This window comes from Rhizobacter sp., from assembly GCF_031412495.1.
Classification (GTDB): Bacteria; Pseudomonadota; Gammaproteobacteria; order Burkholderiales; family Burkholderiaceae_C; genus Schlegelella_A.
Window position 1 is genome coordinate 1 of record NZ_JANODC010000123.1, and the last position, 17,528, is coordinate 17,528.

Sequence of the window (17,528 nt, forward strand, 5' to 3'; positions counted from 1 at the left end):
GCCTGCGCCGCCGCAGGCGCAGGCGCCCCCGGAGGTGCGGCGACGGCCGGAGGGGCGGACGCGATGGCGGCTGGTGCCGGCGCGGCCGGCGCGGCCACGGCCGCCCAGGCGGCCGCAGGCGCCGGAGCCGCTTCGCCTTCCAGGACGAGCAGCAACGTGCCCTCGCTGATCTTGTCGCCGATGCCGACCTTCATCTCCTTGACGACACCCGCCGCCGACGAAGGAATCTCCATCGAGGCCTTGTCGCTCTCGACCGTCACCAGCGACTGCTCGGCGGCGATGCGGTCGCCCGCCTTCACGAGCACCTCGATCACTTCCACCGACTCGAATTCGCCGATGTCCGGGACCCTTACTTCCAGAGCTGCCATGCTGCCGTCCTCAGGCGTCGAGCGGGTTGATCTTCTCGGTGTCGATGCCGTAGCGCTTGATGGCTTCGGCCACCTTGGCCGCCGGCACGCTGCCCTCCTCGGCCAGCGCCTTCAGTGCGGCGACGACGATGTAGTGACGGTTGACCTCGAAATGCTCGCGCAGCTTGAAGCGGAAATCGCTGCGCCCGAAGCCGTCGGTGCCGAGCACCTTGTAGGCACGGCCCGGCGGCAGGTGACCGCGGATCTGCTCGGCGAAGTTCTTCATGTAGTCGGTCGACGCGATCACCGGCCCGGCGTACTTCTCGAGCTGCTGCGCGACGAAGGACACGCGCGGCCGCTCGGTCGGATGGAGCAGGTTCCAGCGCTCCACGGCCTGCCCGTCGCGGGCCAGCTGGTTGAAGCTCGGGCAGCTCCAGACGTTGGCGGCGATGCCCCACTCGCTGTCGAGCAGGTCGCGCGCGGCGATGCTCTCGCGCAGGATGGTGCCGCTGCCGAGCAGGTTCACGCGCGGTGCCTTCCTCGCGCCCTCCTGCAGCAGGTACATGCCCTTGATGATCTCTTCCTCGGTCCCCGGCCGAAGCCCGGGCTGCGGGTAGTTCTCGTTCAGCAGGGTCAGGTAGAAGAAGACGTTGTCCTGCTTCTCGACCATGCGGACCAGCCCGTGGTGCAGGATCACGCCGACCTCGTGCGCGAACGTGGGGTCGTAGGAGATGCAGTTCGGGATCGTCTGGGCCAGGATGTGGCTGTGCCCGTCCTCGTGCTGCAGGCCCTCGCCGTTGAGCGTCGTCCGGCCCGAGGTGCCGCCGAGCAGGAAGCCGCGCGCCTGCATGTCGCCGGCGGCCCAGGCCAGATCGCCCACGCGCTGGAAGCCGAACATCGAGTAGTACACGTAGAACGGCACCATGACGCGGTTGTTCGTCGAGTACGACGTCGCCGCCGCGATCCAGCTGCTCATGCCGCCCGGCTCGTTGATCCCTTCCTGCAGCACCTGGCCGGCCTTGTCCTCGCGGTAGTACATGACCTGGTCGCGGTCGACCGGCGTGTACTTCTGGCCCTCGGGGTTGTAGATGCCGATCTGCCGGAACAGGCCCTCCATGCCGAAGGTGCGCGCCTCGTCGACGAGGATCGGCACCGCTCGCGGCCCGAGCGCCTTGTCGCGCAGGAGCTGGGTCAGGAAGCGCACGAAGGCCTGCGTCGTCGAGATCTCGCGGCCCTCGGCGGTCGGCTCGAGGACGGCCTTAAAGGTGTCGATCGGCGGCACGGCAAGCTCCTCGTCGGCCTTTGTCCGCCGCTTCGGCAGGTAGCCCCCGAGCGCCTTGCGCCGCTCGTGCAGGTACTTCATCTCCGGCGTGTCGTCGGCCGGCTTGTAGAAGGGAATGTCGCCGAGCTTGTCGTCGGGAAGGGGAATGTTCCAGCGGTCGCGGAACGCGGTTACGTCCTCGTCGATCAGCTTCTTGGTCTGGTGCGCGGTGTTCTTGCCCTCGCCGCTCTTGCCCATCCCGAAGCCCTTGACCGTCTTCACCAGGAGCACCGTCGGCTGGCCCGCGTGGTGCGCGGCGCGATGGAAGGCGGCGTACACCTTCTGCGGGTCGTGGCCGCCGCGGTTCAGGCGCCAGACGTCCTCGTCGGTCATCTTGGCGACCATCTCGAGCAGCTTCGGATCCTGGCCGAAGAAGTGCTTGCGAACGAACGCGCCGTCGTTGGCCTTCATTGCCTGGTAGTCGCCGTCGACGGTGTCCATCATCACCTTGCGCACGGTGCCGTCGCGGTCGCGGGCGAGGAGCGGATCCCAGTAGCTGCCCCAGATCAGCTTGATCACGTTCCAGCCCGAGCCGCGGAACTCGCTCTCCAGCTCCTGGATGATCTTGCCGTTGCCGCGCACCGGCCCGTCGAGCCGCTGCAGGTTGCAGTTGACGATGAAGATCAGGTTGTCGAGCTTCTCGCGCGCGGCCAGCCCGTTGGCGCCGAGCGACTCGGGCTCGTCCATCTCGCCGTCGCCGCAGAAGACCCAGACCTTGCGCTTGCTCGTATCGGCGATGCCGCGCGCGTGCAGGTACTTCAAGAAGCGCGCCTGGTAGATCGCCATCAGCGGGCCGAGGCCCATCGAGACGGTCGGGAACTGCCAGAACTCGGGCATGAGCTTCGGGTGCGGGTAGCTCGAGATGCCCTTGCCGTCGACCTCCTGGCGGAAGTTGAGAAGCTGCTCCTCGCTGAGGCGGCCCTCCAGGAAAGCCCGCGCGTACACGCCGGGCGAGGAATGGCCCTGGATGTAGAGGAGGTCGCCGCCGTGCTCGGGCGTCTCGGCGTGCCAGAAGTGGTTGAAGCCGGTGCCGAACATCGTCGCCAGCGAGGCGAAGCTCGAGATGTGGCCGCCGAGATCGCCGCCGTCGGCCGGGTGCAGGCGGTTCGCCTTCACCACCATCGCCATGGCGTTCCAGCGCATGTAGGCGCGCAGGCGCTCCTCGATCTCGATGTTGCCGGGGGAGCGCTCCTCCTGGTCGGTGGGAATCGTGTTGACGTAGGCGGTGTTGGCGGAGAACGGCAGGTCGATGCCGGCCTGGCGGGCCTCGTCGATGAGCTGCTCGAGGAGGAAGTGCGCCCGCTCGCCGCCTTCAGAGGCGATGACGGCGGACAGGGCATCGAGCCACTCCCGCGTCTCCGCCGGGTCGAGGTCGGCGGCGGCGGCGCCGAAGCTGGTCTGGGGGAGGGCTGACATCCGTGTCTCCGAATCAGGTCGTTCTCGATTGGATCGAAGTGTCGCACAACGCTACACGTTTTCGAATAGCGCGATGCAGTTTCACATGATGGGAAGCAAATGGCCGAGGACGCCGTCGGATCGGACGATTCGAGCGGTGCCCCGATAATCGCAGCATGCAACGTGGCGCCTTGGCGCAACTCCGGCCGCCCCCGGCCCGCACGTGGGCGGAGCGGCTCTTCGGCCGCTGGTGGAGGCGCCAGTCCGCGGCACGCCAGGACCGGTACGCGACGCTCGGACCGCTGGCTTCGGTGCTGCTTTTCCTCGCCGCCATCGTTTCCGCCTTCTGGTACCTGCGCAACGAGGAGTTCGAGCGTGAGCAGGAGGCCGTCCGGCGCGACGCCGAAGTCTCCCAGCAGCAGCTTCGCCTGCGCCTGATCGAAAACCACGAGCAGCTCGCACGCATGGCTCGCGAGCTCGTGACGCGCACCCTCAACCGCGAGGCCTTCCTGCTGCAGGCGTCCGTGTTCACCCGCGACCATCCGGAGATCAGCAACCTGGTCTGGGTCGGGGCGGCGCGCACGCGCATCGCCAGCTACTCCGGAACCACCTTCCCGCCGGAGACCGGCATCAGCGGCGTCGAGACGCCCGCTTCGCTGCCGGTGGAGAACTCCGGCTCCGCGCCAGACGAAGCCTTCAAGCGGGCCAGGGAATTGCAGCGAACCGTGTACTCGCGGCCGTTCGCCGACAGCTTCGGCAACCCCGTGTTCCAGGCCCAGATCCCGCTGATCGAACGCGGCGCGTTCCAGGGCGCGCTGATCGCCGAGTACTCGATCGAGCGCCTGGTCCGCTATTTCGTCCCGACCGAGATCTCGCGGCGCCATGCGATCACGGTGCTCGACGCCGAGAACCATGTGCTGGCCAGCACGGTGATGACGCTGCCCGGCAAGCCGGCGACGAAGCCGTCGATCGTTCACGAGCTGCCGCTCGCCCCGGCGGAAAACGGCCTGGTCCTGCGCGGCCAGGGCTACCGCACGTCGATCGGGCTGATCGGCAACACGCTGTTCTGGATGGTGATGATCCTGTCGGCGCTCACCGTCTGGATGCTCCTCGGCACCTGGCGCCACATGCGACGCCGCCTGCAGATGCAGGCCGCCCTGGTCTCCGAGACCAACTTCCGCCGCGCCATGGAGAACTCGATGCTGACGGGCATGCGGGCGATGGACATGGAGGGGCGCATCAGCTACGTCAACCCGGCCTTCTGCGCGATGACCGGCTTCGCCGAAGCCGACCTGATCGGGCAGCGGCCGCCGTTCCCTTACTGGCCGCTCGACCGCCGCGAGGAGAACGCGCGACTGCTCGAGCAGGAGCTGCAAGGCAAGAGCCCAGCCGGCGGCATCGAGGTCAAGGTGATGCGCAAGGACGGAACGGTGTTCGACGCGCGCATGTACGTTTCGCCGCTCATCGACCCCAAGGGCCAGCAGACCGGCTGGATGACGTCGATGACGAACATCACCGAAGCGAAGCGCATCCGCGACCAGCTGACCGCCTCGCACGAGCGCTTCACGACCGTGCTCGAAGGGCTGGACACCGCCGTCTCGGTGCTGTCGGTGCAACAGGGCGAGCTGCTGTTCGCCAACCGCTCGTACCGGCTCTGGTTCGGCGCCGACTCCAAGGGCCACTCGCTGCTCTCGGGCGGCGAGTCGTCGATGGCCATCCTGGGCGACGCCGACGAGGCGGTCGACGCCCTCGGCGGCCTTCCGACGCAGGAGCTCACCGGCGCCGGCTCCGATTCGCGCGAGGTGTTCATCGACTCGCTGGCCAAGTGGTTCGACGTCCGCGCCCGCTACCTGCAGTGGACCGACGGCCGCCTGGCGCAGATGCTGATCGCTACCGACATCACCGAGCGGCGCAGCGCCGAGGCCGTCGCCGCCAGCCAGGCCGAGAAGGCTCAGGTGACGAGCCGCCTGGTCACCATGGGCGAGATGGCATCGTCGGTCGCGCACGAGCTCAACCAGCCGCTCACCGCCATCAGCAACTACTGCAACGGCATGGTCACGCGGGTGGAGAACGACGCCATCGACAAGGCCGACCTGATCGCCGCGCTGAAGAAGACCTCGCGCCAGGCCGAGCGAGCCGGGCAGATCATCCACCGCATCCGCTCCTTCGTGAAGCGGAGCGAGCCGCAGCGGCAGAAGGCCTCGGCGCAGGCCATCGTCGACGACGCGGTCGACCTCGCCGGCATCGAGCTGCGCCGGCGCAACGTCGCCATCCAGACCTACGTGGCGCAGCGCCTGCCGCCGCTGCTCGTCGATCCGATCCTGATCGAGCAGGTCGTCCTCAACCTGCTGAAGAACGCGGCCGAGGCCATCGACAACGCGCACCTGCCACCGCCCGCCGGCGCATCGAGCTGCGCGTGGTGCCCAAGCACACCGAGGAGGAAGGCGAGGTCATCGAGTTCACCGTCACCGACAAGGGCCCGGGCCTGAAGGACGAAGTCATCGCCAGGATGTACGAGGCCTTCTTCTCGACCAAGGTCGACGGGCTCGGCATCGGCCTGAGCCTGTGCCGCTCGATCATCGAGAGCCACCGCGGCAGGATCAAGGCGGTCAACCTCTACAATGGGGACACGCCCATCGGCTGCAGGTTCACCTTCACCCTGCCGGTCCAGCCCTCTCCTCTTCCGGCCCGCGCGGCCGCCACTGCATGAGCCTTATCCCGAAGAAGGGCACCGTCTACGTCGTCGACGACGACGAAGCCGTGCGCGACTCGCTGCAATGGCTGCTCGAAGGCAAGGACTACCGGGTCAAGTGCTTCGACTCGGCCGAGTCTTTCCTGACCCGCTTCGACCCGCGCGAGGTCGCCTGCCTGATCGCCGACATCCGCATGGAAGGCATGAGCGGGCTCGAGCTGCAGGACCGCCTGCTCGAGCGCCGCTCGCCGCTGCCGGTGACCTTCATCACCGGCCATGGCGACGTGCCGATGGCGGTGACGACGATGAAGAAGGGCGCCGAGGACTTCATCGAGAAGCCGTTCAAGGAAGCGGAGCTCGTCTCGCTGGTCGAGAAGATGCTCGAGCGGGCCCGCATCGATTTCTCCAAGCACCAGGAAGCGGCCAGCCGCGACGCCCTGCTTTCGCGCCTGACCACGCGCGAGGCGCAGGTGCTCGAGCGCATCGTCGCCGGCCGGCTCAACAAGCAGATCGCCGACGACCTGGGCATCAGCATCAAGACGGTGGAGGCGCACCGCGCCAACATCATGGAGAAGCTGAACGCCAACACCGTCGCCGACCTCCTCAAGATCGCGCTGGGCGCGCCCTCGAAGGCTTGACCGCGGCGCGCCTGATCGACGGCGCCGGCATCGCCCGCCGCATCCGCGACGACCTGAAAGCCCGGGCCGCCGAGCTGGCCGGAACCGGCCACCCGCCCACGCTCGCCGTCATCCTCGTCGGCGACGACCCGGCCAGCGCCGTGTACGTGCGCAACAAGATCAAGGCCTGCGCCGAAGCTGGCATCCGCTCGGTCGTCGACCGGCACGACGCCAGCTTGTCCGAGAGCGGGCTGCTGGCCCGGATCGAGACGCTCAACGCCGACCCGTCGGTGCACGGCATCCTGGTCCAGCTTCCGCTGCCGGGCCATGTCTCGCCGCAACGGGTGATCGAGGCGATCTCGACCGCCAAGGACGTCGACGGCTACTCGGTCGAGAGCGCCGGTCGCCTGGTCGCCGGGTTGTCCGGTTTCAGGCCGTGCACGCCCTGGGGCTGCATGAAGCTGATCGAGAGCACGGGCATCGACCTGCGCGGCAAGCACGCCGTCGTCATCGGCCGCAGCAACACGGTCGGCAAGCCGATGGCGCTGATGCTCCTGCAGGCCGATGCCACGGTCACCGTCTGCCACAGCCGCACGGTCGGACTCGCCGCGCACGTGCGGCAGGCCGACGTCGTCGTCGCCGCCGTCGGCCGGCGCGGCACGGTCACGCGCGACATGGTCAAGCCCGGCGCGGTGGTGATCGACGTCGGCATGAACCGCGACGATGCCGGCAAGCTCTGCGGCGACGTCGACTTCGCGGCCGTCGCCGAAGTCGCCGGCGCGATCACGCCGGTGCCGGGCGGCGTCGGGCCGATGACCATCGCCATGCTGCTCGCCAACACCGTCGACGCCGCGGCGCGCACCGCGCACGCCGCCGGCACGCCCGCTCGCTAGTAGGGGCGCCCGAGCCCCGGCCGACGCCGCGGGTCGGCGAAGCGCATGCATATGTGAACTTGTGGCCTCTGCACACCGGCTCGCCGCGGCCCGCAGTTGAACGAGCGCCGTCCTGTGGGTTAGATTCGGCGCTTCCCCTCCTGCGCCGGCTTGACATGACTTCGCGCGACCCCCCTGCCCGCCCCGCTTCTACCCTGCGCGTCCTGCCCGTCGCGTTCGCGCTCGCCTTCGGCCTCGGCTTCGCGGCCGACGGCCAAGCCCAGTTCAAGGTCACCGGCGCCGACGGCAAGGTGACGTACACCGATCGGGAGCCGGCCCAGGCCGATGGCAAGGTGGTCTCGCTCGGCGCCCGCGTGCCGGTGCAGGCGGCCGAGCCCGAGCTGCCCTTCGAGCTGCGCCAGACCACGGCGAAGTACCCGGTCATGCTGTACACGATCACGGGGGCCTGCGAGCCGTGCACGTCGGCGCGCCAGCTGCTGCGCCAGCGCGGCATTCCGTTCGGCGAACGCCAGGTGATCAGCCCCGAGGACAGCGAAGCCCTCGAGAAGCTCTCCGGCGCGCGCGAGGCTCCGACGCTGACGATCGGGTCGCAGATCCTGCGCGGCCTGGCCGTCGAGGTCTGGCACTCCTACCTGGACGCCGCCGGCTACCCGCGCGACTCGCGCCTGCCGAGCTCCTATCAGTACCGGCCGGCGACGCCACTGGTCGAGCGCCGGGAGCCGGCGCAGCGCGCCGCGCCGGCTGCGGCGCGGGCTGCGGCCCCGGCGGCCGGCACCAGCCCCGCCACCACCGCGGGCACCGCCGGCATCAAGTTCTGAGCCCTGCGGCCGCCTGGCGGCCGATCTTCAGCGCCGCGACGCTGCCGCTGGCGACCGCCGCCCCCATCGTCCAGAACAGCAGCGACACGCCCATCGCGGCGCCGAACAGCCCGAACGCGAGCGGCATCACCGCGCTCGACAGGTTGATCGCCACCGAGCGCAGCGCGATCGCCTCGCCGTGCCGCGCTGCCGGGGTGATCTGGTGCAGCGTCGTCATGATCATCGGCTGGACCGAGCCGAGCGCCAGGCCGAGGAAGACGGCGCAGACCCCCATCGCCCAGGCCGACAGCACGAACGGGTAGATCGCGAAGACGACGCCGCACAGCAGCATCGCGCCGACCAGGACGCGCGACTCGCGCAGGCGGTGGGCGAGGAAGGGAATGGCGACGCGGACCGCGGTGACGGCGAGCGCGAAGACACCGAGCACGAGGCCGATCGACGAGGCGCTGAAACCGCGCTCGTGGCCGAGGATGGGGACCAGGAACGAGTGCACGTCCCAGCTCGACGAGAGCAGCCAGTTGACGAGAAGCAGCCGCGTGAATCCGGGCGTGCGCAGCAGGTTCCACGAGCTCGGCCGCTTGCCGCGCGCTGCCGGCGGCGCGGGCGCTTCCACCGGCACCCACCGGGCCCAGACCAGGCTCGTCAAGGGCAAGGCGGCGAGCGCAATGAAGGCGAGGCGAAAGCCACCGGTGTCGATCAGGGCGCCGGCAAGCACCGGACCGACGACGTTGGCCAGCGCCGGCGCGATGCCGAGCCAGGAAAAGACGCGCTTCAGCTCGGTCGGGTCGTGCGCCATCCGGCCGGCGGAGCGCTGGATCACGATCATCCCGGTGTTGGCGCCGGCGCCGGTGAACACTGCGGCGAGGCAGAGGGCGACGAACTGGCCGCCCGGAACAAGCGTGCCGGCGACGGCACAGAGGCCGCCGAGCAGCGTCAGGGCGACGGCGACTCGCAACGGCCGGTGGTAGCCGTAGCGGTCGGCGAGGCGGCCGGTCGCCAGGGCGAGCGCGATCGGCGCCGCCGCGAACAAGCCGAGGAGGACGCCGACCGCCCACGCCGAATCGCCTTCGCGCAAGGCGGCGAGCGGCGCCGCCATGCGCACGCCGGCCATGCACGAGTGCAGCGCGACCTGGCCGCCGATCAGCGCGAGCAGCGCCTTGCCGAGCGTGCCCGGCCTGTCAGGCATCCGCAGGCAGCTCGTCGTCGCCCTCGAGAACGCCCGGCAGCACGCCCTGGCCGACGTGCTCGGGCAAGGCCTCGACCTTGCGCAGACTGCGTTCCATCACGCGACTGCGCCTTTCCGCCTCGTCGATCGTGTTGCTCGCCTCCTGCAGCTTCTTCCGCGTGTGTGCCAGCGCCACCCCGAACTTGCCGAACTCGGTCTTGACGGTGCCGAGCGTCTCCCACACCTCGGAGGAGCGCTTTTCGAGCGCCAGGGTGCGAAAGCCCATCTGCAGGCTGGTCAACGTCGCCAGCAGCGTCGTCGGCCCGGTTAGCATGACCTTGTGCTCGCGCTGCAGGGCCTCGACCAGCCCGGGCCGGCGCAGCGCCTCGGCATAGAGGCCTTCGGTGGGCAGGAACATGATCGCGAAGTCGGTCGTGTGCGGCGGACCGACGTACTTCTCGCGGATCGCCCTGGCCTCGCGGCGCAGGCTCTTCACGATGTTGCCGGCCGCCGCTTCCATGCCGGACGTGTCGGCCTCGGCCTGCGACTCGACCAGGCGCTCGTAGTCCTCGCGCGGGAACTTGCAGTCGATCGGCAGCCAGAGCGGCAGCCGGTCGTCGCGCCGGCCGGGCAGCTTGACCGCGTACTCGACGCGGGCGCCGCTGCCGGGCAGCGTCTCGACGTTGGTCGCGTACTGATCGAGGGTGAAGACCTGCTCGAGCAGCCCGGCGAGCTGCACCTCGCCGAGGATGCCGCGCGTCTTGACGTTGTTCAGGACGCGGCTCAGCGAGCCGACGTCGCTGGCCAGCTTCTGCATCTCCCCGATGCCGCGATGCACCTGCTCGAGCCGCTCGGCGACCTGGCGAAAGCTGTCGCCCAGGCGCTGCTCGAGCGTGGCGTGCAGCTTCTCGTCGACGGTGGCGCGGATCTGCTCGAGCTTCCTCTCGTTGTCGAGCTGGATCGCGCCAAGCTTCTGCTCGACCGCGGCGCGCACCTCGGCCATGCGCTCGTCGTTGGCCCGGCTCAAGGCGCGGAGCTGGTCGTTGAGGGTGTCGGAGAGCAGCTTGAGCGCGCCCGACTGCCGCTCGGCGACGCTGCCGAGCGTGCGGTCGAGGGTCTCGCGCGACTGCAGCGAGTCGGCGGCCTGGGCCAGGGTGTGCTGGCGCAAGGTGTCGGCGAGCTGCTGCTGCGTGGTCGCGAGCTGCAGGCGAAAGCCGTCGATCTGCTCGTTCTGCGTTCGCGCCACGTCGCCTTGCTGGGCGAGCAGGGTCTGCTGGAACAGGCCGATCGCCTGCACCAGCTCCTGCCGGGTCGTCATGGCACTGCGCGACACCTCCTCGCGGACCTCGCGTTCGAGGTGCTGGACTTCGCTGCGGACGCTGTTCGCAAGCGACTCGCGGAGCGTCGCCGCGCCGGCATCGTCGCGTCGGAAAGCGATCCAGAGGGTGATCGCGACGAGGAGGGCAAGCAGGCCGGGCGTGAGCCAGTCGATGGGCATTCCCGATTGTCGCAGCGGCCCTCAGCCCTCAGCCCTCAGCCCGCATCGCGGCCGCGACCGGCGCGGCGCTCGGCCAGGTCGAAGGCGACCTGCACGAGCAGGGCCAGCGCCGCTGCGGGCAAGGCACCTGCGAGCATGACGGCGCTGTCGTTGACGGCCAGCCCGGCGACGATGCGCTCGCCGAAGCCGCCGGCGCCGATGAAGGCCGCCATGGTCGCGGTGCCCACGTTGATCACGGCCGCGGTCTTGACGCCGGCGAGCACCATCGGTGCCGCCAGCGGCAGCTGCACATGGGCCAGCGCCTGGGCCCGGGTCAAGCCGAGCGACAGCGCCGCCTGTGCCATGCCCCCCGAGACCCCCTGCAGTCCGGCATGCGTGTTGCGCACGATCGGCAGCAACGCATAGAGGAACAGCGCGATCACCGCCGGGACGACGCCGATGCTGCCGAGCACGGCGATGAGAAAGGCGAGCAGCGCCAGGGACGGGATGGTCTGCAGCACGGCGACGATACCGAGCAGCGCCGCCGCGAGCCGCGGCCATCGCCAGGCGGCGATGCCGACCGGCACGCCGACGGCGACGGCGAGGACGAGCGAGCCGAAGACGAGGAGCAGGTGCTGCGTCGCCAGGCGGCCGAAGTCCGGCGCGAAGACCCGCTGCAGCAGCCCGGCGCGCTGACCTGGCGCGCTCGCCCCGGTTGCTGCCGGCCCGGCCAGGAACCGACGCGCCACCTCGGCGAAGCCGGCGCCGTCGAGCTCGACCTCGCCGTTCATGGCGATCATGGCCGTTGCGTCGATGCTGCCGGCGAGCGGCGCGAGCGGTGCCGCGTCGACCCGGCTTCGCATCAGCACCACGGCGTCGTACTTCGGGAAGAACCCGCGGTCGTCCTCGAGCACGCGCAGGCCGAGCCGGCCGAGCTTAGCGTCGGTCGAATAGACATCGATCACGTCGACCTTGCCGCTGACGACCGCCTCGTAGGCCAGCCCGTGGTCGAGGCCGATCGGCGCCGCGGCGGCGGCAGCATAGGCACGGCCGAGCGCGGGCCAGCCGTCGGCGCGCCCGAGGAACTCGTGCGACAGGCCGAAGCGAAGGCTCGCCGCACCGGGCCGGAACAGGTCGGAGATGCTGCGCACGCCGAGCGCCGCGGCCCGCGTCTCGGTCATCGCCAAGGCGTAGGTGTTGTTGAACCCGAAAGGCACGGCGGCCTTGAGTCCACGTGGCGCGAGCCAGCGGTTCAGTTCCTCGAGCGACGGGTTGCCTTCACGCTTCAGCAGCTCGCGCACGATCGTCCCGGTGTACTCGGGATACAGGTCGACCGCGCCGCTGGCCAGGGCCTGCTCCAGGATCCCGGTGTTGCCGAGGCCTGCCTTGTGCACGGCGGGCGCGCCCGAAGCGACCAGCGTCTGAGTGAGGATCTCGCCGAGGATGTACGACTCGGTGAAGCGCTTCGAGCCGACGACCAGATCCGTGGCGGCGTCCGACGCATGCGCCGGCGCAGCGGCCGCGAGGACCAGCGCCAGCGCCAACATCCGGCCTCCGTGTAGGAACATTCCGACGACGGGAAGAGCGCTTGCCGCGCTCTCCATGCCCGGGTTTTGGTCGACACTTCGGCGGTCCTGCCTGCCAACTGCGCGTGCCTTCCCATTGCCTCCATTCCTTGAACCGGCCGGTCCAGCAGGTGCCACGGCTGACCACTCTGACCCAGCGCGTCCCGGGCCTGCCATGAGCCAACTCAAAGCCTTCATCGTCGAGGACAGCCCCGTCATCCGGGAGAACCTCGTCGCGGCGCTCGAGGAGATGGCACCGATCGACGTCATCGGCACGGCCGAGGACGAATCCAGCGCCGTCGCCTGGCTGCGCGGCGCCGAGAACCGCTGCGATCTCGTGGTCGTCGACATCTTCCTGAAGAGCGGCTCCGGGCTCGGTGTCCTCAAGGCGGCGGCGGCGTCGCCGTCGAAGCTGAAGCTGGTCGTCCTCAGCAACTACGCCACGCCGGACATGCGGCGCAAATGCCTGGAGCTCGGCGCCGATCGGGTCTTCGACAAGTCGAACGAGATCGACGCGCTCATCCTCTACTGTTGCCGTCTCGCCGACGGCAGCACTGGCACGAGCGAACACGTTCCCTTGTCGTGACCTCGCGCCGCCGGCCGCGTCGTCACTGGATCAGCCCGTTCTTGAGAGCGTAGTAGGTCAGGTCGCTGTTCGACTCGAGCTTCATCTTCTCCATGACCCGTGTCCGGTAGGTGCTCACGGTCTTGACGCTCAACGACATGCTGTTCGCCATGTGCCCGATCGTCTCGCCCTTGGCCAGGCGCAGGAAGACCTGGAACTCGCGCTCCGAGAGCTGCTCGTGAGCCGGCTTGTCGCCGCCGCCGCCCAGACCGTCGGCCAGGAGCTCGGCGACGCCCGCGGTGATGTACTTGCGGCCACGGTAGACGGTGCGGATCGCCTTGACGATCTCTTCCGGGTCGCAGTCCTTGTTCAGGTAGCCGCTGGCGCCCTGGCGAAGCAGGGTCGTCGCGTAGTGTTCCTCCGGAAAGCCCGAGAGGATCAGGACCGGCAGGTCGGGCGCCCGCGCCTTGATCGCCGCCAGCGCATCGACGCCGCTCTGGTCGGGCATCGACAGGTCCATCACCAGGACGTCGACCTGGCCCTTCCTGACGATGTCGACGGCTTCGCGGCCGTTCGACGCTTCCGCCACCACGGTCAGGTCGACGTGCTCGGAAAAAAACTGGCGCAGCCCGGCCCGAACGATGGCGTGGTCGTCGATGATGGCGATTCTGATCATGATGGAACCCGCCTCGACGGGCGCTCGGTGTCGTAAGTGGCGCAAGTTTAGAGCCATGGGCCTCCTCTCCCTGTTCCGCCGCAACTTGTTCGCCTTCCCGCTGGCAGCGCTGGCGGCGCTGGCCATGCTGGCGATCAGCGAGGCGTCGTACCAGGACGCGACCACCTCGCTCGACTCGCTCGGCCACCGCGGCAATGCGCGCAACAACCTCAACGCCCTGCTCAAGGGCCTGCTCGACGCGGAAACCGGCGAGCGCGGCTACCTGCTCACCCAGCGCGCCGAGTACCTGGCGCCGTATCGGCGCGGTGTCCTCGACGTCCGCAACTCGGTCAACTGGCTGGTCCCCTACTACGCCAAGGATCCGAAGACGGCCGAGCTGATGCGCCAGGTCGAGCAGGCGACGGAAGCGAAGCTGAGCGAGATGGAAACGACCATCGAGCTGCACGACCGCGGTGGCGAGAGCAACTGGCGCGACCTGCTGCTCTCGGACATCGGCAAGGAGAAGATGGACCGGGTTCGGGCGCTCGGCGAGGAGCTGCTGCAGCGCGAGGGCGTCGAGGTGGCGGCCGGGCGGCAGAGCATCTACCAGACCCTGATGCTGAACCGGATTGGCGTATCGGCCATGGCCGCGGTGAGCCTGCTCGCCCTCTTCATGTACCTGCGCCAGACCGCCACCCTCGACCGCACACTGGAGGACGAAGCCCGGCGCGTTGCCGGCGAGCGCGATCGTCTCGAGCAGGAGGTGTTGGCGCGCACCGCCCAGCTCCGGGAGCTGGCGCAGCACCTGCAGACCATTCGCGAGGACGAGCGCAACCATCTGGCGCGCGAGCTTCACGACGAGCTCGGGGCGCTTCTCACCGCCGCCAAGCTCGACGTCGCTCGGCTGAAATCGCGGCTCGGCAGCGCCACCGCGCCGGAGAACGTCGAGCGCTTGGCGCACCTGAACGACACCCTCAACGGCGGCATTGCGCTGAAGCGACGGATCATCGAGGACCTGCGGCCCTCGTCCCTCAGCAACCTCGGCCTGGTCGCGGCCCTCGAGATCCTGTTGCGCGAGTTCTCCGCGCGCACCGAAATCGAGGTCGTCGACCGGCTGGAGGCCGTGGAGCTCGACCCGTCCGCCCAGCTCACGGTCTACCGCATGGTCCAGGAAGCGCTGACGAACATCGCGAAGTACGCCAAGGCCACCGACGTGACGGTCACCCTCACCCGGGAGCCGGAGGGCGGCGCGCGGGTGTCGGTCCACGACAACGGCGTCGGCTTCGACGTCGCCACGCCGCGGGTGGCGTCGCACGGCCTGATCGGGATGCGATACCGCGTCGAGGCCGAAGGCGGCTCGATGCACCTCGAGTCGGTCCCCGGCGAGGGCACGCTGATCGAGGCGGTGCTCCCCGGCCTTCGCTTGCCCGCCGCGCCGACCCGCGACAGCCTGCCCCTGCCCGCGACGGCGAACGCCTGAGCCCGCCATGCATATCCCGTGCCGGTGTCGGCGCCGTCCTACGGACGGGTGGTGCCTGCCCCGACAGCCGCCCGCGTGCGGCACCTATCGCCGCCCCACGGCGGCGGCTCGACACTTGCCGGGTTGACCGTTCCAGGCCCTGGCCTCCCGAGCGGCCCCATTTCACTCCCACTTGCAGAGGAAACGCGATGAACACCGTCAGCGGCAGCAGCACCCCCCTTTCCACCTCCGGCCAGGAAGCACTCGACAAGGGGGCCAGCACGGCGCAAGGCGCCCTTCGCTCGACGCAGCGCAGCGTCGACAGCGCCTTCGAGACCATGTCCGACAAGATCGACGAAGCGCGCGGACAGGTCGCCCCGGTTCTCAGCAAGGTCTCCTCGCAAGCCGAGGCCGCCGCCCGGCGGGGGATGGAAGCGGTTCGCGACACGTCGCAGCAACTGCGCGAGAGAGCCGTTCAGGCATCCGACATGACGGTCGCCTACGTCAAGGACGAGCCGGTCAAGGCCATGCTCATTGCCGCCGCGACCGGCGCCCTGCTCATGGGCATCATCAGCATGATGGGCCGCTCGCGCGACTACTGAGATCGACCGCATTCATCGGGCCCGCCGCGGCGGGCCCGATGCACGCCTGACCTGGAAGCGACCATGATCCATCCGCTCTTGCGCCTTGCCGCCTCGGAACCGCATCTCATCGGCGAGCACGTCGAGGCCTATGCGGCCTTGCTCGGCGAGGAAGCGAAGGACCTTTCCGCGTCCTGGATCAGGCGCATCGTGCTTTACTCGGTCGCCGGGGTCATGGGGCTGGTCGGCCTGATCCTGATCGGCGTGGCCCTGCTCTTCTGGGCCGCCGTGCCGACGGACCAGTACAACGCCGGCTGGGCGCTGGTCGTGATCCCGCTGGTGCCGCTCGTGGTCGCGGCGATCTGCGGCTTCTCCGCCCGCTCCAAGCCGATTGCGGCCGCCTTCGAGAAGGTCCGGCAGCAGCTCAATGCCGACGTGACGATGCTGCGCGAGGTGAACGCCCCATGAGCGCCCTGCCCCCCGACATGACAAACCCACCTGGCACCGCGGCGTCCGACACGCCGGCCTCGGTCGCGCGGGCGGCGGGCGATGCCTTCAAGAATCCGGCCCGTGCCTCGGCGGTGGACAGGCTGGCCGAATCGCGGGCTCGCCTGCGCCAGACGATGATGGACATCGCGCACCCGCCCAAGCGGCAGTCAGCGCCCGGTCAGAAGCTGCACAACGTGTTCGACGGCCTGCTCCTGCGCGTGAAGACGCTTCCGGGCGCCACGCTCGTGATGGAGAGCGTCGACAGCTGGTGGCGCCAGCATCCCCTGCGCACCGCCGGGCTGGTCGCAGGCGAGGCATCGCGTACCCTCATCCAGCCGATCGCCAGGCGCAATCCCGGCACGCTGCTCCTGGCCGCGACCGGCGTCGGCGCATTGTTCATGCTGGCCAAGCCGTGGCGCTGGCTGCTTCGCCCAGCCCTGTTCGTCGGCCTCGTGCCGCAGATCGCCTCGCAGGCGCTGAAGCACATGCCGATCGAGTCGTGGCTGCACATGGTGTCGAGCCTGACGAGCCGCAGCCGGTCTGCGCCCTCGGCGCCAGCGCGGACCCCGGCCACCCCGACCGCTGCCCCGCCGCGTGCGAACAGTGCGCAAGGCACCGCGGCGGCAGGGTCGACGACGACAGCGGCCGCGCCGCTGCGCAGCACGGCGACGTCGCCCCGCGCCACCGCCCTCCCCTGAGTCGACAGTTCGAACCGAAGCACCGCTTACCTCCCAACGACCCCTTGCCGGACCGCCCGCGCGGACCCCGGCCGGTCTCCCTCCGTGGGGTCTTTGAAACGCGCTTCGGCGCGTTTTTTTTGGCCAGGACGACGCTCGCCGACGCCACCGTCCTACAGGCGCTCACGCGCCGCTCCGATGGGTTCGGCCAGAAGCCGCGAATAGAGTCCTCTGCAGGTTGCGACGTTCGCTGCCACCCGGCTTCGTCGTTCGCAGAGGAGAACGAGATGCTCAAGTGGGCCGTCATCTTTGCAGTCATCGCGCTCGTCGCCGGCCTGTTCGGCTTCACGGGCATTGCCGCCGGCGCTGCCGGCATTGCCAAGATCCTGTTCGTCGTGTTCCTGGTCCTGTTCGTCGCCGTGCTGCTCTTCGCGCTGCTCGGTGCAAAGGCAGCGTCGGGAAAGTAGAACTTCTTTTACCACTGGAGAAAACCATGAAACTTCGCCACGCCATCGCTTCCCTTTTCGTCGTCTCCACGCTCGCCGTGACTTCCGGCTGCGCCGTCGTTCGCGGTCAGGAGACCGTAGGCGCGTACGTCGACGACGCCGCGATCACCACCGCCATCAAGGCGAAGATGGTCGAGGACAAGTCGGTCGATGCCGGCGCCATCAAGGTCGAGACGCTGAACGGCACCGTCATGCTGTCGGGCTTTGCCAAGAGTTCGACCGAGAAGTCTTCTGCCGAGAGCATTGCCCGCAGTTCCAAGGGCGTGAAGTCGGTGCAGAACAACATCGCCGTCCGGCCCTGAGCGG

At 69.3% G+C, this 17,528-nt stretch carries 16 protein-coding genes and 1 pseudogene; 11 read left to right on the forward strand and 6 right to left on the reverse strand.

What is annotated here, in order from left to right; translation table 11 throughout:
• On the reverse strand, positions 1-368 hold a 368-nt coding region (locus AC30N0_RS04405; RefSeq protein WP_489516717.1), incomplete at its 3' end, for a biotin/lipoyl-containing protein.
• A gap of 10 nt (positions 369-378) precedes the next feature.
• Positions 379-3,084, reverse strand: a complete 2,706-nt coding sequence (gene aceE / locus AC30N0_RS04410; protein WP_489516718.1) for a pyruvate dehydrogenase (acetyl-transferring), homodimeric type — start codon at positions 3,082-3,084, stop codon at positions 379-381.
• Positions 3,085-3,239: 155 nt separating this feature from the next.
• Between aceE and AC30N0_RS04415 the strand changes: the two are divergent.
• The 4 genes and pseudogenes from AC30N0_RS04415 to AC30N0_RS04430 all read left to right on the forward strand — a co-directional run bounded on the left by AC30N0_RS04415 (position 3,240) and on the right by AC30N0_RS04430 (position 8,083).
• A pseudogene (locus AC30N0_RS04415) lies at positions 3,240-5,773 on the forward strand (PAS domain S-box protein).
• The gene (locus AC30N0_RS04420) at positions 5,770-6,393 is read left to right on the forward strand and encodes a response regulator transcription factor (RefSeq protein ID WP_489516719.1); all 624 of its coding nucleotides are present in this window, start codon (positions 5,770-5,772) and stop codon (positions 6,391-6,393) included. Before AC30N0_RS04415 ends, AC30N0_RS04420 begins: the two are co-directional and overlap by 4 nt.
• Positions 6,390-7,265: a bifunctional methylenetetrahydrofolate dehydrogenase/methenyltetrahydrofolate cyclohydrolase FolD gene (gene folD / locus AC30N0_RS04425; RefSeq protein WP_489516720.1), complete on the forward strand. Its 876-nt coding sequence runs from the start codon at positions 6,390-6,392 to the stop codon at positions 7,263-7,265. The genes AC30N0_RS04420 and folD overlap by 4 nt, the downstream gene beginning before the upstream one ends.
• A gap of 155 nt (positions 7,266-7,420) precedes the next feature.
• On the forward strand, positions 7,421-8,083 hold the full coding sequence (locus AC30N0_RS04430; RefSeq protein WP_489516721.1) for a glutaredoxin family protein: 663 nt from the start codon (positions 7,421-7,423) through the stop codon (positions 8,081-8,083).
• Here the strand turns inward: AC30N0_RS04430 and AC30N0_RS04435 are convergent.
• Genes AC30N0_RS04435 through AC30N0_RS04445 form a run of 3 tightly spaced genes read right to left on the reverse strand, consistent with a single transcriptional unit; the run spans position 8,073 to position 12,272 of the window.
• Complete coding sequence (locus AC30N0_RS04435; RefSeq protein WP_489516722.1) at positions 8,073-9,269, reverse strand: MFS transporter; 1,197 nt, start codon at positions 9,267-9,269, stop codon at positions 8,073-8,075. The genes AC30N0_RS04430 and AC30N0_RS04435 overlap by 11 nt on opposite strands.
• Positions 9,262-10,746 (reverse strand): DNA recombination protein RmuC, encoded by a 1,485-nt coding sequence (locus tag AC30N0_RS04440; RefSeq protein ID WP_489516723.1) that lies wholly within the window; start codon positions 10,744-10,746, stop codon positions 9,262-9,264. Before AC30N0_RS04440 ends, AC30N0_RS04435 begins: the two co-directional genes overlap by 8 nt.
• A gap of 35 nt (positions 10,747-10,781) precedes the next feature.
• A complete protein-coding gene (locus tag AC30N0_RS04445) occupies positions 10,782-12,272 on the reverse strand; it encodes a glycine betaine ABC transporter substrate-binding protein (RefSeq protein ID WP_489516724.1) in 1,491 nt (496 codons plus the stop codon).
• 193 nt (positions 12,273-12,465) lie between these two features.
• On the opposite strand from AC30N0_RS04445, the gene AC30N0_RS04450 reads away from it, so the two are divergent.
• The gene (locus tag AC30N0_RS04450) at positions 12,466-12,876 is read left to right on the forward strand and encodes a response regulator transcription factor (protein WP_489516725.1); all 411 of its coding nucleotides are present in this window, start codon (positions 12,466-12,468) and stop codon (positions 12,874-12,876) included.
• Between the two features lie 22 nt (positions 12,877-12,898).
• Here AC30N0_RS04450 and AC30N0_RS04455 read toward each other — a convergent pair whose 3' ends face one another.
• Positions 12,899-13,531: a response regulator transcription factor gene (locus AC30N0_RS04455; RefSeq protein ID WP_489516726.1), complete on the reverse strand. Its 633-nt coding sequence runs from the start codon at positions 13,529-13,531 to the stop codon at positions 12,899-12,901.
• Between the two features lie 55 nt (positions 13,532-13,586).
• Between AC30N0_RS04455 and AC30N0_RS04460 the strand changes: the two genes are divergently transcribed.
• The 6 genes from AC30N0_RS04460 (at position 13,587) to AC30N0_RS04485 (ending at position 17,524) form a co-directional block, all read left to right on the forward strand.
• On the forward strand, positions 13,587-14,990 hold the full coding sequence (locus AC30N0_RS04460; RefSeq protein ID WP_489516727.1) for a CHASE3 domain-containing protein: 1,404 nt from the start codon (positions 13,587-13,589) through the stop codon (positions 14,988-14,990).
• Between the two features lie 188 nt (positions 14,991-15,178).
• The gene (locus tag AC30N0_RS04465; protein ID WP_489516728.1) at positions 15,179-15,571 is read left to right on the forward strand and encodes a hypothetical protein; all 393 of its coding nucleotides are present in this window, start codon (positions 15,179-15,181) and stop codon (positions 15,569-15,571) included.
• Between the two features lie 63 nt (positions 15,572-15,634).
• Entirely contained in the window at positions 15,635-16,018 is a 384-nt protein-coding gene (locus AC30N0_RS04470) for a phage holin family protein (protein ID WP_489516729.1), read from the forward strand.
• Positions 16,015-16,737 (forward strand): hypothetical protein, encoded by a 723-nt coding sequence (locus AC30N0_RS04475; protein WP_489516730.1) that lies wholly within the window; start codon positions 16,015-16,017, stop codon positions 16,735-16,737. The genes AC30N0_RS04470 and AC30N0_RS04475 overlap by 4 nt, the downstream gene beginning before the upstream one ends.
• A gap of 266 nt (positions 16,738-17,003) precedes the next feature.
• Complete coding sequence (locus AC30N0_RS04480) at positions 17,004-17,183, forward strand: DUF1328 family protein (RefSeq protein WP_489516731.1); 180 nt, start codon at positions 17,004-17,006, stop codon at positions 17,181-17,183.
• Positions 17,184-17,209: 26 nt separating this feature from the next.
• The gene (locus AC30N0_RS04485) at positions 17,210-17,524 is read left to right on the forward strand and encodes a BON domain-containing protein (protein ID WP_489516732.1); all 315 of its coding nucleotides are present in this window, start codon (positions 17,210-17,212) and stop codon (positions 17,522-17,524) included.
• Positions 17,525-17,528 lie beyond the last annotated feature (4 nt).

What these genes read in the sequence shown, in the direction of transcription:
- aceE (WP_489516718.1), bottom strand. Translation starts at nt 3,084, where the DNA reads ATGTCAGCCCTCCCCCAGACCAGCTTCGGCGCCGCCGCCGCCGACCTC.
- AC30N0_RS04420 (WP_489516719.1), top strand. Translation starts at nt 5,770, where the DNA reads ATGAGCCTTATCCCGAAGAAGGGCACCGTCTACGTCGTCGACGACGAC.
- AC30N0_RS04430 (WP_489516721.1), top strand. Translation starts at nt 7,421, where the DNA reads ATGACTTCGCGCGACCCCCCTGCCCGCCCCGCTTCTACCCTGCGCGTC.
- AC30N0_RS04435 (WP_489516722.1), bottom strand. Translation starts at nt 9,269, where the DNA reads ATGCCTGACAGGCCGGGCACGCTCGGCAAGGCGCTGCTCGCGCTGATC.
- AC30N0_RS04440 (WP_489516723.1), bottom strand. Translation starts at nt 10,746, where the DNA reads ATGCCCATCGACTGGCTCACGCCCGGCCTGCTTGCCCTCCTCGTCGCG.
- AC30N0_RS04445 (WP_489516724.1), bottom strand. Translation starts at nt 12,272, where the DNA reads ATGTTGGCGCTGGCGCTGGTCCTCGCGGCCGCTGCGCCGGCGCATGCG.
- AC30N0_RS04450 (WP_489516725.1), top strand. Translation starts at nt 12,466, where the DNA reads ATGAGCCAACTCAAAGCCTTCATCGTCGAGGACAGCCCCGTCATCCGG.
- AC30N0_RS04455 (WP_489516726.1), bottom strand. Translation starts at nt 13,531, where the DNA reads ATGATCAGAATCGCCATCATCGACGACCACGCCATCGTTCGGGCCGGG.
- AC30N0_RS04460 (WP_489516727.1), top strand. Translation starts at nt 13,587, where the DNA reads ATGGGCCTCCTCTCCCTGTTCCGCCGCAACTTGTTCGCCTTCCCGCTG.
- AC30N0_RS04465 (WP_489516728.1), top strand. Translation starts at nt 15,179, where the DNA reads ATGAACACCGTCAGCGGCAGCAGCACCCCCCTTTCCACCTCCGGCCAG.
- AC30N0_RS04470 (WP_489516729.1), top strand. Translation starts at nt 15,635, where the DNA reads ATGATCCATCCGCTCTTGCGCCTTGCCGCCTCGGAACCGCATCTCATC.
- AC30N0_RS04475 (WP_489516730.1), top strand. Translation starts at nt 16,015, where the DNA reads ATGAGCGCCCTGCCCCCCGACATGACAAACCCACCTGGCACCGCGGCG.
- AC30N0_RS04480 (WP_489516731.1), top strand. Translation starts at nt 17,004, where the DNA reads ATGCTCAAGTGGGCCGTCATCTTTGCAGTCATCGCGCTCGTCGCCGGC.
- AC30N0_RS04485 (WP_489516732.1), top strand. Translation starts at nt 17,210, where the DNA reads ATGAAACTTCGCCACGCCATCGCTTCCCTTTTCGTCGTCTCCACGCTC.